14 protein-coding genes and 1 tRNA gene are annotated in these 13,838 nt (G+C 33.6%); 2 read left to right on the forward strand and 13 right to left on the reverse strand.

Translation table 11 applies throughout. The features are described 5' to 3' along the window. Nucleotides 1–130: 130 nt before the first annotated feature. Complete coding sequence (locus tag AC1RPY_RS00225) at nt 131–1,468, forward strand: dihydrolipoyl dehydrogenase family protein (RefSeq protein ID WP_481761098.1); 1,338 nt, start codon at nt 131–133, stop codon at nt 1,466–1,468. Nucleotides 1,469–1,746: 278 nt separating this feature from the next. On the opposite strand, the gene AC1RPY_RS00230 is transcribed toward AC1RPY_RS00225, so the two are convergent. From AC1RPY_RS00230 to yycF, 8 genes are all read right to left on the reverse strand, one after another. Continuing rightward, entirely contained in the window at nt 1,747–3,216 is a 1,470-nt protein-coding gene (locus AC1RPY_RS00230) for an MFS transporter (protein WP_409021866.1), read from the reverse strand. A gap of 136 nt (nt 3,217–3,352) precedes the next feature. Beyond that, nucleotides 3,353–3,832, reverse strand: coding sequence for a 23S rRNA (pseudouridine(1915)-N(3))-methyltransferase RlmH (gene rlmH, locus AC1RPY_RS00235; protein WP_481761097.1), 480 nt, complete (start codon nt 3,830–3,832; stop codon nt 3,353–3,355). A 409-nt stretch (nt 3,833–4,241) separates the two neighbouring features. Then, nucleotides 4,242–5,534: a S1C family serine protease gene (locus AC1RPY_RS00240; RefSeq protein WP_481761096.1), complete on the reverse strand. Its 1,293-nt coding sequence runs from the start codon at nt 5,532–5,534 to the stop codon at nt 4,242–4,244. A gap of 111 nt (nt 5,535–5,645) precedes the next feature. Next, on the reverse strand, nt 5,646–6,455 hold the full coding sequence (locus AC1RPY_RS00245; protein ID WP_481761095.1) for an MBL fold metallo-hydrolase: 810 nt from the start codon (nt 6,453–6,455) through the stop codon (nt 5,646–5,648). Between the two features lie 34 nt (nt 6,456–6,489). Beyond that, complete coding sequence (locus AC1RPY_RS00250) at nt 6,490–7,311, reverse strand: two-component system regulatory protein YycI (protein WP_481761094.1); 822 nt, start codon at nt 7,309–7,311, stop codon at nt 6,490–6,492. A gap of 13 nt (nt 7,312–7,324) precedes the next feature. Further along, nucleotides 7,325–8,644: a YycH family regulatory protein gene (locus AC1RPY_RS00255; RefSeq protein WP_481761093.1), complete on the reverse strand. Its 1,320-nt coding sequence runs from the start codon at nt 8,642–8,644 to the stop codon at nt 7,325–7,327. Beyond that, complete coding sequence (gene walK / locus AC1RPY_RS00260; RefSeq protein ID WP_481761148.1) at nt 8,631–10,484, reverse strand: cell wall metabolism sensor histidine kinase WalK; 1,854 nt, start codon at nt 10,482–10,484, stop codon at nt 8,631–8,633. The genes AC1RPY_RS00255 and walK overlap by 14 nt, the downstream gene beginning before the upstream one ends. Nucleotides 10,485–10,505: 21 nt before the next feature. Continuing rightward, the gene (gene yycF, locus AC1RPY_RS00265) at nt 10,506–11,216 is read right to left on the reverse strand and encodes a response regulator YycF (RefSeq protein ID WP_409021860.1); all 711 of its coding nucleotides are present in this window, start codon (nt 11,214–11,216) and stop codon (nt 10,506–10,508) included. A gap of 196 nt (nt 11,217–11,412) precedes the next feature. On the opposite strand from yycF, the gene AC1RPY_RS00270 reads away from it, so the two are divergent. Beyond that, nucleotides 11,413–11,485, forward strand: a tRNA-Lys gene (locus AC1RPY_RS00270). Between the two features lie 165 nt (nt 11,486–11,650). On the opposite strand, the gene AC1RPY_RS00275 is transcribed toward AC1RPY_RS00270, so the two are convergent. The 5 genes from AC1RPY_RS00275 to AC1RPY_RS00295 form a co-directional block, all read right to left on the reverse strand. Beyond that, entirely contained in the window at nt 11,651–12,169 is a 519-nt protein-coding gene (locus AC1RPY_RS00275) for an Asp23/Gls24 family envelope stress response protein (RefSeq protein WP_481761092.1), read from the reverse strand. 30 nt (nt 12,170–12,199) lie between these two features. Next, a complete protein-coding gene (locus AC1RPY_RS00280; RefSeq protein ID WP_409021858.1) occupies nt 12,200–12,400 on the reverse strand; it encodes a DUF2273 domain-containing protein in 201 nt (66 codons plus the stop codon). A gap of 16 nt (nt 12,401–12,416) precedes the next feature. Continuing rightward, nucleotides 12,417–12,971, reverse strand: coding sequence for an alkaline shock response membrane anchor protein AmaP (amaP, locus tag AC1RPY_RS00285; protein ID WP_481761091.1), 555 nt, complete (start codon nt 12,969–12,971; stop codon nt 12,417–12,419). 25 nt (nt 12,972–12,996) lie between these two features. After that, the gene (locus AC1RPY_RS00290) at nt 12,997–13,242 is read right to left on the reverse strand and encodes a GlsB/YeaQ/YmgE family stress response membrane protein (RefSeq protein ID WP_409021856.1); all 246 of its coding nucleotides are present in this window, start codon (nt 13,240–13,242) and stop codon (nt 12,997–12,999) included. Nucleotides 13,243–13,628: 386 nt separating this feature from the next. Further along, nucleotides 13,629–13,838, reverse strand: a complete 210-nt coding sequence (locus tag AC1RPY_RS00295; RefSeq protein ID WP_409022828.1) for a CsbD family protein — start codon at nt 13,836–13,838, stop codon at nt 13,629–13,631.

The raw sequence follows: 13,838 nt of genomic DNA on the forward strand, positions 1-13,838 counted from the left end.
TTTAAAAGCTATGCTTTCTTTTTAAAAATGTTTCACATGAAACATTTTTAAGCGATTATTTTTAATTAATTTTCAATTTTATGCTAGTATCAGTATAATTATTAAATATTTATTATGGGGGATATTAATTATGAAACAATCACACTACGATACAATTATTATTGGTGCTGGACCTGGTGGTCTTTCTACTGCTTTTGATTTAAGTAAAAAGCAATCTGTTCTCATTATTGAAAATGATCTTTGGGGTGGTACTTGTCCTAATCGAGGTTGTGACCCAAAAAAAATGCTTTATTCTGCTGTTGAAACTAAACAACGCCAAGAAGCAATGCAAGGCTTCGGACTAACTGGCAGTTCTATCATTGATTGGCCTAAATTAATGGCTTTTAAATCAGCTTATACGGATAAAGTTCCAGCCAATACCCTAGCAGGTTTATCTGCAGCAAATATTAAAACTGTTCACGGATCTGCTAAGTTTATTTCAAAGTCAGAAATTAACGTTAATACTGAAACTTACACTGCCGATAATTTTGTAATTGCGACCGGTCAGTCACCTGTAGTCCCTGATATTCCAGGCAGTCATTTACTAAAAACAAGTACCGATTTTTTATCACTTGAAGAATTACCAGATAAAATAGCTTTTATTGGCGCTGGCTATGTTTCAATTGAGCTTGCTAATATAGCTGCTATTGCTGGCTCAGAAGTTCATATTATTCAACATAATAGTCAAATATTACGTGGATTTCCAATTGAATATACAACCCGTCTCATTGAGAATTTGAAAACTAATGGTGTCCATTTTCACTTTGACACTAATATTACAGAAATAACAGAAGGTCCTTTAGGCTTCCAGATGTTAGACGATAAGGGATTATCTTTAACTGTTGATTTGGCAATTTCAGCTATGGGCCGTCAACCTAACGTTAATACATTAAACCTACCTGCTACAGGTGCTGAATCAGATTCACATGGTATTATTGTGGATTCTCACTTAAAAACGAAAAATGATCGAATTTATGCCATTGGAGATATTGTTTCACGCAAACAACCTAAGTTAACACCTGTTTCAACATTTGAAGGTCATTACGTTGCAGACCAACTACTTAAAAAATCGAATAGTCCAATTGCTTACCCACCAATTCCAATGACTGTCTATGCCAGCCCACAACTATCTCAAGTTGGCATTACGATTGAACAAGCTAAAAATGAACCTGAACATTATGACATTAGAGTACAAGAGACAACTAACTGGTATTCCTTTAATCGAATTAAAGAATCTGAAGCATCTGTGACAACTATCTTTGATAAATCATCCAACTTACTTGTTGGTGCTGTCGCATACACCACAATTGCGGAAGAACTTATCAATTATCTAACACCATTAATTGCTAACAAAACATCAAAAACAGATGTTACTAAACTTATCTTAGCTTATCCGACTCCAGCAAGTGACCTAACCTATTATCTATAAAAAATACGATTAAAAAGGTATCTGCCTTTTTGTAAAAATCCCGCCATGATTATCAGATGAAATATATAATTTCATTCGACAATCATGGCGGGATTTTTTTGCCTAGAGTTAAGTACAGTGCATTTGATAAATTGACATTAATCAAGGAATTTACACTGGGAATCTATTAATAACTTTACAAGCAGATAAATCAATATACCCCATTAAATTTTATATAATTTCATCAGTCAACTCGATACGACTTAGTACATAGTACATTCTCTCAGAGATTCTATTTTTTAACTTAGTTGTTTTCTAGATTGAGCCTGAATCCATAAATTAAATAGTAAAACGATAATCAATAATATTGTCGCGATTACCATAATATTATGCAACCCTTCATACATAATCTGTCGCATTGCTGGTAATAATTTTTCAGGAAGACTTGAAACACGCTTCGAATCACTTAGCTTGTTTAACATCTCCATCGTAATTTTACCATGAGACTGATTAACTCCTTTTAACAACGCACTGTTAAGGATAACCCCATAAATTGATGACATAAATGTTTGGCTTAAAATACGTAATAAGTAGGCAAATGAAGTTGCGATTGGGACATCTCGACCCTCCGCATCCTCTTGAACACTCAGTTGTAGGACATTAAAACACATTCCTAAACCGAACCCTTCAAAAGCACCCATTAGTAATAAATACCAGAATGGGACTGTCACACCTACAACTAACATCCCAGCAAACGAAATAATAAAGCTAATGGTTCCGATTGTAATAATCCGGTATTTCCCCAATCGAGGAATCATTGATGGACCGGACAACGAACCAAATAAATTAGTCATTGCACCAGGAATTTGTGTTGCCCCACCAATCAATGCACTCATTCCAAGTATTCCTTGTGCCCACATTGGAATATAGATGTTAAATGAGATAAATGCTCCCCATAAAAAGGCAAATATGATAAAATCAACAATCAGTTTCTTATTTTTAAATAATCGATTGGGAATAATCGGATCAACGGCCCTATCCTCAACTCTATACAAAATACCGAGTAAGATAATTCCAGCAATAATTAACCCAACGACTAAATTAATTGACCCAACACCAATCATTTGAATACCTGTTAATAAGGTCACTAAGCTGACAATCATCATTCCAGCACCCAAGTAATCGATATTCCCCTTTTGACGTTTTTTAACTTCTTCTTTGAAGAAAAATTGGATTGAAATAATTGATATTAATGCTATTGGTACATTGATATAGAAGACCCAATGCCAACTAAACGTATCAACGATCCAGCCACCAACTAAAGGTCCAATAATTGATGCAATACTGTAACTAGCTGTTGCATAACCAATAACTTGTGAGCGTTTCTTAATATTTTTATAAATATCAGCATAAATAATAAACGGAATTGTATTCATCCCACCTGCACCAATACCCATAACTACTCTAGCAACTAAGAAAAAGACAATATTACTTGATGTTGCTTGAAAAACCGCACCGATTGCAAATAAAAAAGTTGCTAACTGATATGCACCACGGTTACCAATTCGTTCGCCTAATTTACTCCAAAGAGGTGTGGCAACTGCCATCCCCAACAAGAAAACTGCAACAATCCATCCCATATATTGGATACCATGCAAATCACTGACGATTGATGGTAATGCAGTATTAATAATCGTTCCATCAAGACCTGCCATTGCGTTAGATAACAGCAATGCAATAGTCACGATGATTAAATTCTTTTTATTCATAAATTCTCCCTCTTATACGACTAAATTTAAAATTACTTATTTTTATCATCCACCTTTAAGCAAGCTCTAGGTCAAGGGAAAATATGAAAATCTACTGATATCCTAAAATTACGTTACTTAAAGTATTGAAAGGTCCTTATTTATGATAGGGGCTCCCTGCATTAATCATAAATCCACGGTAAACTTGTTCAGTCAAAATCATCCGCATTAATTGATGCGGTAAGGTAAATTTACCAAACGAGATTTGTGTGTCGGCGCGTCTTAAAACGTCCTCGCTTAGTCCTAATGACCCCCCAATAACGAAGGTTATGTCTGAATGCCCATAAGTTCCAAGATCAGCAATCTCTTTAGCAAAATCTTCCGACGTACGTTCCTTACCTAAAATGGCTAAAGCATAAACATACTCTTTTTCTTTAATCTTACTAAGGATACGTTCGCCCTCTTTACCTTTAACATCAATCATTTCTGCTGAACTTAATTTTTCCGGTGCCTTTTCATCATTTACTTCAATAATTTCAAATTTACAAAACTTACTTAACCGTTTTGCATACTCTTCAATTCCTTGTTTGAGATATTTTTCTTTTAATTTACCTACACCAATAATCTTAATGTTCATAATTTCCACCTTTTTCACAAGTTATACACAAAGTTACGCACATATCCACAATTTGGACCACAACATATTGCGGGGAATATGTGTTCGTCACTACATTTATTTGTTGCCCATTTGTCAACACCATATTAGTTATGCACAGATTTTGCGTTATTTATCATTCCTTAATTATACGCTTTACACATTGGTATAACAGTCTTTTTTTATTTTAAAATATCAAATAAATAAAAGTTAGTCACAGGCCATTCAATTAATTGTGCATAACTATTTTGTTTAGAAAGTCCCTTCATACTGCCCTTTCCCTCTGTTACTCACACCCACCTTAATATCTATCCACTTAGTTATACACAATATCTATTTAAAATAAAAAAATAATCGTAAATTAAGTTATTTACGATTATTTCATATTTGTTTATTGAGCTGATGATGCTGATTTACTTGTTGAGCTTGTTCCTGTATTTGCATCTGTTGCTTCTAAGGTTAATTTGATATTAGCCTGTTTCAACTTACCATCATGATAGAATTCAACAGCCACTGTATCACCAATTTTATGTTCATATAAAACTTCTCGTAAGCTTGAGATATCAGTAACTTTCTTATCACCTAGCTTAACGATAACATCATATTTACCTATACCAGCATTTTTAGCAGGTGAATCACTATTTATTTTAACAGCAACAATCCCTGAAGAAACACTTTTTGGTAATTTTAAGACACTCTTTTGATCACTTGCTGAGACGTAATCTAAATCGATTAATGAAATACCAATTGCAGGACGTTTAACTTTTCCATTATCAACTAATTGATTAATGATTGATACAACCTCATTACTTGGAATAGCAAATCCCATTCCTTCGACAGAAGTTGATGATGAACTAGAACTAGTAGAGCCTGTTGCTGTACTTGCTAGTTTCATCGAATTAATACCGATAACTTGGCCAGAAGTATTAATTAAAGCCCCACCTGAGTTTCCAGGATTAATGGCAGCGTCAGTTTGAATAACTGTTGCTTGGCCCGTTTTAACACCCGAATCATTGGTAACATCAATCGTACGTTTCTTAGCTGATATGATTCCTTGCGTTAATGATGTCGCATAATCAGATCCAAGTGGAGAACCGATAGCCAATGCTGTTTCACCAACAGTGATACTATCAGAATCACCAAATGTGGCGATTTGAGTCACATCTTTAGCTGATATTTTTAAAACAGCTAAATCAGTAATTGAATCTTTACCAACAATTTTGGCACTTAATTTTTTACCATTACTCAATAAAACTTCAACTTTACTTGCACCAGAGATAACATGATTATTAGTTACGACATAAGCACTACCATCTGATTTTTTATAAATGACACCAGAACCTTCACTTGATGCTGTTTCTGTTGTCGCAGAGGAATCGCCTGCTGCACCAAACATATCCGTTAAGCTGTTACTTGAACCACTTGACTTTGTATATGAAATAACTGAAACAACCGCATTTTTAACTTTAGCAAATGCTTTTGATGATTCATTACTTGATTTAACACTTACATTTGTTACTTTAGTTGTACCTGATTTATTTGAGGATGTTGTAACTGCGCCATTATCACTATCATTATTTTGGTAAAATGTATATCCACCAAATGCAATTCCGCCACCAACTAATCCTGCAATAAGCGCTGTAACAACTGTTTTACCTAAGCCTGTTCTATTTTCATTTGACATTTTTATATACGCGACACATTTGTCGCTGCCCCCTTAAACGTAATCTTTTACTCTTTTAAGAATAACGGTTAATTGTGAACTATTTATGAATAAATTTTGAAAAAATTGTTCTTATAAAACAACCAGCTTTGTAGCATTTTCCGGATCTGTATCGAAAATGTTAAAATCACCACCAACTGCTAAATCATGTTCTTTCATCGTTGATTCAACCGTTAGATGGGCTAATTCTTTCATATTATTATCCTTACTAAGATGGCCTAAAAAAATTCGTTTTGTCCGATTACCCATAACATTCATAAGTGCATCAGCACCATCCTCATTTGATAAATGACCTTTATCACCTAAAATGCGCTGTTTTAATGACCATGGATAGCCGCCCATCCGTAACATTTCAATATCATGGTTACACTCAAACAAGTAAGCATCTGCATCGGAAATTGTCCCTTGAACGTTCTCTGAGACATAACCTGTATCCGTTAAAATAACAAATGACTTATTGTTATGATGAAATTGGTAGAATTGCGGTGCCGCTGCATCATGAGAGACACCAAAACTCTCAACATCTAAGTCGTCGAATGTAATTACTTTCCCCATCTCAAAAATTTGCTTCTTCTCAACGGGAATTTTACCAATCGTATGAGCCATGGCTTCCCATGTTAATTCATTTGCATAAACGTTCATGTCATACTTACGGGCTAAAATACCAGCAGCCTTTGCATGATCCGTATGTTCATGTGTTACAAATAACGTGTCGACATCGTTAATATCTCGACCAATATCTGTCATTAGGCTCGCAATTTTTTTACCACTTAAACCAGCATCTACAAGGACCTTGTGCTTAGGCGTTTCAATATACGTGACATTTCCCGCACTACCGCTTGCAAGAACACTAATCTTCATATCGTCTGTTCCTTCATCCATTACTTGCCTGCGCCTCTATCCTTTTAATCTTCATTTAATTTAAAATATCAGTGCTATCCTTCATAATCGCTCCTGAAAATGAATTAACTTGCTTGTATTGTGTCACACCATTACTTGGATTCTTAACAGCTACTATCCAAACTGGAATATAGACGCTATATTTTTTATCCAAACTGAGCAACTCAGCATATCCTAACTTAGACCATTTAACCTTACTTTTACTTGCAAATTGATTATATTGATACAATATCAGTATTGCTTGTTGTTGACTAATAATTGACTCATTTTCACGTAATTTTTCTGTATTTGCCATATACGTTTGTGAATAGCCACTAATTTTATTATTTTGAATTGTAAATTTAATTAGTCCAACATTTGAGTAAACCATTTTATCGTAAACAACCTGCGAATACACGACACTTGTCTCTGTTGAAAGACTACTGTTATAGCGATAATTATCTCCATGTAGAATTAAAGTATTATCACTCATAATTGTCTTATCAATTGTTTTATTTGGACTTTCACTATCTGTGATATTAATTGGTGTCCCAAAAATACTAGATAATTTATTGTCTTTATATGTTGTAACTTGGGATTGCAGCTGTTTAGCATCATTCTTTAATACATCAGATGCTTTATTAGACATATATACACCAGTCTCTTTTTTATTTGAGATACTGCCGTATTTAATGTCATCTTCTCGCATCTCTTTAAGCGTTGTACCGGTTTTTGTTGTCCCAGGTGATGATCGACTCGAAATTTCAATTTGTTGATTTTGTCGTAATGAGGTGAATAAAAAGATATTTAAACCAAGAAAAACAATAATAAAAATAATTTGAATTCGTCTAAAATCCAATTAATTCACCTCCCTAATCTGTTTGTAGTAATTCAGTATAACTTTTCCATTTATCTTGATATCGGATATACCAAGTGGGTTCTAGGTTGACTACCAAATCTGAATCAGAACTTGATACCCAACGATAACCTAATTGAATATCTGAAATATCCGCATCTTTATACCCTGCCGTAACCAAGCTACTTAACACTTCTTCTGTACTTGGTAACGTAACATCTGCTTTTCCAGATGGAACAGCAATTTGTAACGTCAATAATGAAAAATCAATTTTATTTCCACCATTATCTAGTCGCTCAACTTCAATCACACCGTGTTTGGTTTGATTAAAAATCGGAAATCCTTCAATATAACTTCTGAATGTTGTTGTCATAGACTTACCATTAAATTGGTAGAAGTGAATATTATCTAATCCGATACCTGTATTTTTAATACTCGTATAACTTTCAGTTAAAGCATTACCACGACTCGTTTTTTGTTTCGCATCTGAATTTTCATCATCTTCATATGAAACCAAATTTGTCGTATTTTGAACCGTTAATTGTCGATCAGAACCATCATAGTAAGTTATTGTCTTTTTACTTTCTTTAACGTTGACCGATGAACCATCTTTTTGTCCTAATAGATTAGCAACATACTTACTAGCCGTTTGCTTATCCACTAAATACCTAAAACGAGCTATATTAAAATCTTGATTATAATACATAAAAATATCATTATTATGCAGTTTAAATGTAACTGATAATTTCGATAACGTTTCATTTTGTACAACATCATCAATTGTTTTACCTTTATTATAGGCATCATTTAACGAAATCTCATAAATTTTTTTATCCTTGTCACTCAACAGATAAATACTTTTCTTATTATCACGCGGAATAAGAACACGGTTAATAAGTCGTGTTTTATAATTTTGATTTTGCTGATTAAATACTTGATTAAATAACCCAACCGTAATTTCATCTGAGTAACTAAGAACCAATTGATTTTTTGCATTTAAAAACGTTAAATAATCATTTTTATTTTTAATCGGAACTTCTGATATAGACGTTTCTTTCCAAGTACGTATCTTTTTTTGAATATTTGAAATGATATTAATTTTTTCACTATATAAAACATTTTGTTGCTGATTATCATTATAAATAACAGACGTTGGTGCATATACTTCGCTCAATTTAGTACTCTTTGTTAACTCTGTCTGCGTTGAATTTGTAGCTTTCGTCGATTCACTTTTACCATTCCATGTCGGATTTGTCCAAATGACCCATGATAAACCGATACTTGTCATAATTAATAAAAATAATAGTGTTGGTAAAATAAATCTATTCAATTTCATCCCACAGGTCCTCCTCATATGATTCATAAGGCAATGAAATATAGAATGTTGAACCCTTGCCTTCCGAGCTATCTAACCAAATTTTACCTTTATGCATTTCGACAACCTCTTTTGAGATAGCTAGGCCTAATCCAGTTCCACCTTGAGCTCTCGATCTAGCTTTATCCACACGGAAAAAGCGATCAAAAATATGCGCTAAATCTTTTTTAGGTACACCAAGGCCCTCATCAGAGATACTCAAAATAACGTGCTTATGTGTCTCCAATAAACGACAAGTTATTTCTCCACCATCAGGTGAATATTTAATGGCATTATTCATAATATTATCAATGACTTGCACAATTTTATCAGTATCTAATTCAACCCATAAATCACGTTTAGTAAAATCACGTTTAATCGAATACTTTTTGCCTGACCCATCGTCAGCATTAATCATCATATCGAATCTATCCAGAACATAACTATACAGTTCATTCAAGTTAACTAATTCAAGTTCTAACTTAGATGTTCCTGAATCCATTCGTGACAAATTTAGTAAGTCATTAATCATACGCATCATACGTTCTGTTTCATTCTGTGTAACTTTCAAGAAACCTGGTGCAACTTCTGGATCTTTCCATGCACCATCGTTTAATGCCTCAATATAACTCTTCATACTCGTCAAAGGCGTTCTTAATTCATGAGAAACATTAGAAACAAAGCTTTCACGTTCACGTTCTATCTTTTGTTGTTCTGTGACATCATGAAGTACACAGACAAGACCACTAATAAAGCCAGATTCTCTTTGTATTAATGAAAAATAAGCATTCAAAATTTGTTCATGTTCTACATCAGATAAATCAATCATAATTTCATCTTGATTTTCTAACAAATCACGTAAAGTATACTGACTACGTAAATCAAGAATATCCAAAATTGATACTCCTATTGAGTCATTTTCATTTTGATCTAATAAGGTAGAGGCCGCTTCATTCATAATGATAATATTTCCGCGACGATCCGTCGCAATTACACCATCTGTCATGTGCGATAGAACACTATCTAAACGACGACGTTCAGCTTCAGATGATTCTTGTGCCTCTTCAACACGAACAGATAAGTTATTAACCGCATCTGCTAATTGTCCTAGTTCATCATTAGAATAGACACGAACTTTTCCGGAGTAATCTCCGCGAGAAATTCGAATCGTTTGCTTTTTCATCTCATCAATCGGACGAGTTATTGCCCGGGAAATAACTATCGTTATCAAAAGGACTAAAACAGCTGCAAAAAATGACGCGGTCACGAAAATAACCGTGATATCGTTAATATTTGAGTATAAGCTTTCCAGATTGGCCTTAACGTATGTAACCCCAACTGTCGTTGTTACATTTCCTGCTGTACTAACTAGTGGCACAATTGAAACATAGTAGCGCTTATCGCTAGATTCATCATAAATCTTCTTTTCAAATGTTTTAGGTGTATATAACACTTGCTTAATTGTTGCATCTGTCGTTTTTTGTCCCACAACAGTTTGATTATTAAAATCACTACTCCCGCGAATTGTGCCCTTACTATCAATCACTCGAATTTCTGTGATACTTGAATTACTAACATCTTCCAATATTTTTTTGATATCTCTATCACCAGCAGCTGTATCTGTTTTTGCTAAATCCTTCGTAATCGAATTAGTAACATATATAGGTAACTGGACTTGTTGCTTAAAGGTATCTAAGTTTTGCTGTTCTAATTGCCTAACAAAATAAGCCCCGACAATTTCCAACGTTATTAAAATTAATAACGCAAAAATGAGGGCTATTTTAAATTGAATAGATTTAAAAAAACGAATTTTTTGATTCATTTTCATCGTTATTCCCCTACTCTATTCTAAATCTGGATTTTTCATATAGTATCCAACACCACGACGTGTTACCAACCACTCTGGATGGCTTGGATTATCTTCAACTTTTTCTCTTAAACGACGCATTGTAACATCAACCGTTCTGACATCACCGAAGTAATCATAACCCCATACCGTCTGTAGTAAATGTTCTCTAGTCATAACTTGTCCTAGATGTTGTGCTAAATAATGTAATAATTCAAATTCACGATGTGTTAATTCAATTTTTTCATCATATTTTGAAACCATATATGCTTCAGGATGAATGGTTAATTGTCCAACTTGTATTTCACTATTTTGTGGTTGTTCTTCTGTTTGAACACTCTCAATTGTTTTTTGTCTTCTTAAATTAGCTTTAACTCTGGCCACTAGTTCACGGTTAGAGAAAGGTTTTGTTACATAATCATCTGCACCTAATTCTAGACCTAAGACCTTATCGATTTCTCCATCTTTAGCTGTAACCATAATGATTGGCATATCGTAAGTTTTTCTAACTTGACGAGCAACTTCTAAACCATCCACTTTTGGTAACATTAAATCTAATAAAATTAAATCCGGTTCAACTTCTTTAACTTTTTCTAAGGCTTCTTCACCATCGTAAGCTGTATAAACGTCGTATCCTTCTTTAGTTAAATTAAATTTAACGATATCAGAAATTGGTTTTTCATCGTCGACAACTAATATTTTTTTCATATGTGGATCCTCCTTATAGGAAGCTGTAAAATTAAATCTAGATACAACTTCTTAACCCTCCATTATTATAGCCTATTCAATCATCATTGCCAAACACAGTGATTAAATTTACCCAAATCCTTTTTCGAAAAGTTATTGTCTTTTATTAGTATATATGATAATATATTTAACGTTGATGAATTATTATTAATGGTTTGGGTGGTTAGCTCAGTTGGTAGAGCAACGGACTCTTAATCCGTGGGTCTAGGGTTCGAGCCCCTAACCACCCATGGGTGCCAAACCCAACATATCGCAAGATATGTTGAAGCATCTAGCTGCGGCTAGGTGCTTTTTTTGTGTTCTCATTTACTTATTGATGTTTCACGTGAAACAAAAAAAGAGAAACCCTATCGGATTTCTCTTAACTAGATTTAAATCTTATTATTTGTTCAACGCTATTTAACCCGGTCATCATCTTTATTTACTACCTGAGAGGTCGTTTTTTTAACGGCATCTACCCCATCTGTTGTTTTTTCTTTAATAGTACTACCTGCATCAGATACACGATCTTGTAAACTTGTTTGTGAATCATCAAATTCTTTTGGTGTTTGAATGTCTACTACTTCAACATTCAACTCAATTAAAGCTAAATCTGTTGTTTCCTTTACTTGTTTATTAATAACTTCCGTTAACTGTTTATAAATATCATGTGCATTGTGCCCATATGCCATAATAATATTTAAATCAACCGCAACTTGTTCCTTGCCAACCTCAACGCCGATGCCATCTGTTGGATTATCACTATTTACAAGTTTATTTTTAATATTTGCGACAAATCCACCATCCACACCCAAGAGACCAGATACATTTTCAATTGCATAACCGACTATTTTTTGAATAACCTTGTCATCAAATGTCAATGTCCCCTTTGGTTCAGTCTTTGTTCCCTGCGTATTTGTTTTTTCTGTAGTCATAATTAAGACTCCTTTCGATTTTTAAAATAATCAATTTTTCCGCGTGAAAATTTTTGAAATAAATGACAGATCAATATCATATTCTTTAAATAGATAACCAATCCATCCTGCTAACAGTGTCACAATCATAATGATAATCGTCTTCCAAAATCCTACAGTTACAAGTAACGAGGATATGATAAATCCTAGAGCACTACCAACTCCAATATTAATTGACATTTTATCTTTCATTTATGCACACTCCCTCTTAAACTACCCGTGTAACTTTACGTTTTGAATTTGATTTTTTACTTACCTTAATATCTACTTTGATAGGAATATGACTAGATCCAGCTAATAGATCATTGAGATTCTCAGTTAATTCACTCGTAATACGAGGTAATTGTCCAACTGTAGACTGTTGGTAAACTGAATCTGCAACAATATGGATCTTTCGCTGACGTCGTGTATTCTTCAACGTAACTTTAATATTAGATAAGTCTTCACTAGACAACTTTGTCTTGATAAATTGGCTAATACCCTGGTTACTTAAAGCAAGTCTTCCTTCTTTAGTTTGCTTCAAAGGAATATCTGGTAGTTGCGCAGGCCACAAAAGTATTAACAAAAATATGAAGACTGTTAATAGCAATAACACAATCCCATAATAGAAGATAAAATCGTTACTCTGAAAATTTGTACTAACGTTAAAATGTTCAAGCATTTTAGTTATTTTCTCAATTATTTCTGGCCAAATCAGCAAGCTAAGCCCAATCAAGTATCCGAGGCTGACTATACTCAGAATAATTTTTTTACTCTTCTTCATAAACATACCTCTCTCTTGACTTGATTTACTTCCTTGCTTTTATACCAAATATAGCTGAAACAATTAAAACTAAAATTATCGCACCAATGATAGAAGGGATAATTGCCATTCCTGCCAAGCTAGGTCCCCAATGACCAAGGACACTTTGACCAAGAGCTGACCCAACTAGTCCAGCGATGATGTTACTTATCCATCCCATCGACTCACCGCGATTAGTAATCGCCCCTGCAACAGCACCAATAATAGCACCTACAATTAATGACCAAATCATAATATGTTCCTCCTTTGTTTATATTAAATAGTTATTTATTATATTAACTATTCGTTATATGTAATATACCATTATTTGAAATCGCTTGCAAATGAAACGATTTTATTACGCTCAATCTATGAAACTTAATGAATCTCTTTCCCAGGTACTTAAACTTATATACACCAAAAAATAAAGATAAATAACTATCTTTGTTTTCCTCGTTGCTTAATTAATCACATAAAGTTAAACAAAATAAGATCTATGAATATCTGAGTGAATAAGATGAACTGATAGGTACTATACTCACAAGATAAGCCTATTATTTATCTAACTTCGGCTAATAAAAAGAAATAAAAAAAACTCGCACTGCTTATTGTAAGCAGTGCGAGAACCCAATGAAATTACTATTTCTTTTTACGTTTGTCCATAACTTCATCTATTTTTTCTGCAACATCATCTTTGACATCTTCTAATTTATCTTTCGCTTTACCAAGGAAACCTTCCGCTTTACCTTTAACTTCTTCTTGCTTGTCTCCTGTCAATTTACCTTTAGTTTCTGTTACTTTACCCTTAATTTGATCTTTCTTTGCATCTAATCTATCTTCATTTGTCAT

This window comes from Dellaglioa sp. CoH-56-MRSF-12, from assembly GCF_056782075.1.

What these genes read in the sequence shown, in the direction of transcription:
- AC1RPY_RS00225 (WP_481761098.1), top strand. Translation starts at nt 131, where the DNA reads ATGAAACAATCACACTACGATACAATTATTATTGGTGCTGGACCTGGT.
- AC1RPY_RS00230 (WP_409021866.1), bottom strand. Translation starts at nt 3,216, where the DNA reads ATGAATAAAAAGAATTTAATCATCGTGACTATTGCATTGCTGTTATCT.
- rlmH (WP_481761097.1), bottom strand. Translation starts at nt 3,832, where the DNA reads ATGAACATTAAGATTATTGGTGTAGGTAAATTAAAAGAAAAATATCTC.
- AC1RPY_RS00240 (WP_481761096.1), bottom strand. Translation starts at nt 5,534, where the DNA reads ATGTCAAATGAAAATAGAACAGGCTTAGGTAAAACAGTTGTTACAGCG.
- AC1RPY_RS00245 (WP_481761095.1), bottom strand. Translation starts at nt 6,455, where the DNA reads ATGGATGAAGGAACAGACGATATGAAGATTAGTGTTCTTGCAAGCGGT.
- AC1RPY_RS00255 (WP_481761093.1), bottom strand. Translation starts at nt 8,644, where the DNA reads ATGAAATTGAATAGATTTATTTTACCAACACTATTATTTTTATTAATT.
- walK (WP_481761148.1), bottom strand. Translation starts at nt 10,484, where the DNA reads ATGAATCAAAAAATTCGTTTTTTTAAATCTATTCAATTTAAAATAGCC.
- yycF (WP_409021860.1), bottom strand. Translation starts at nt 11,216, where the DNA reads ATGAAAAAAATATTAGTTGTCGACGATGAAAAACCAATTTCTGATATC.
- AC1RPY_RS00275 (WP_481761092.1), bottom strand. Translation starts at nt 12,169, where the DNA reads ATGACTACAGAAAAAACAAATACGCAGGGAACAAAGACTGAACCAAAG.
- AC1RPY_RS00280 (WP_409021858.1), bottom strand. Translation starts at nt 12,400, where the DNA reads ATGAAAGATAAAATGTCAATTAATATTGGAGTTGGTAGTGCTCTAGGA.
- amaP (WP_481761091.1), bottom strand. Translation starts at nt 12,971, where the DNA reads ATGAAGAAGAGTAAAAAAATTATTCTGAGTATAGTCAGCCTCGGATAC.
- AC1RPY_RS00290 (WP_409021856.1), bottom strand. Translation starts at nt 13,242, where the DNA reads ATGATTTGGTCATTAATTGTAGGTGCTATTATTGGTGCTGTTGCAGGG.
- AC1RPY_RS00295 (WP_409022828.1), bottom strand. Translation starts at nt 13,838, where the DNA reads ATGACAAATGAAGATAGATTAGATGCAAAGAAAGATCAAATTAAGGGT.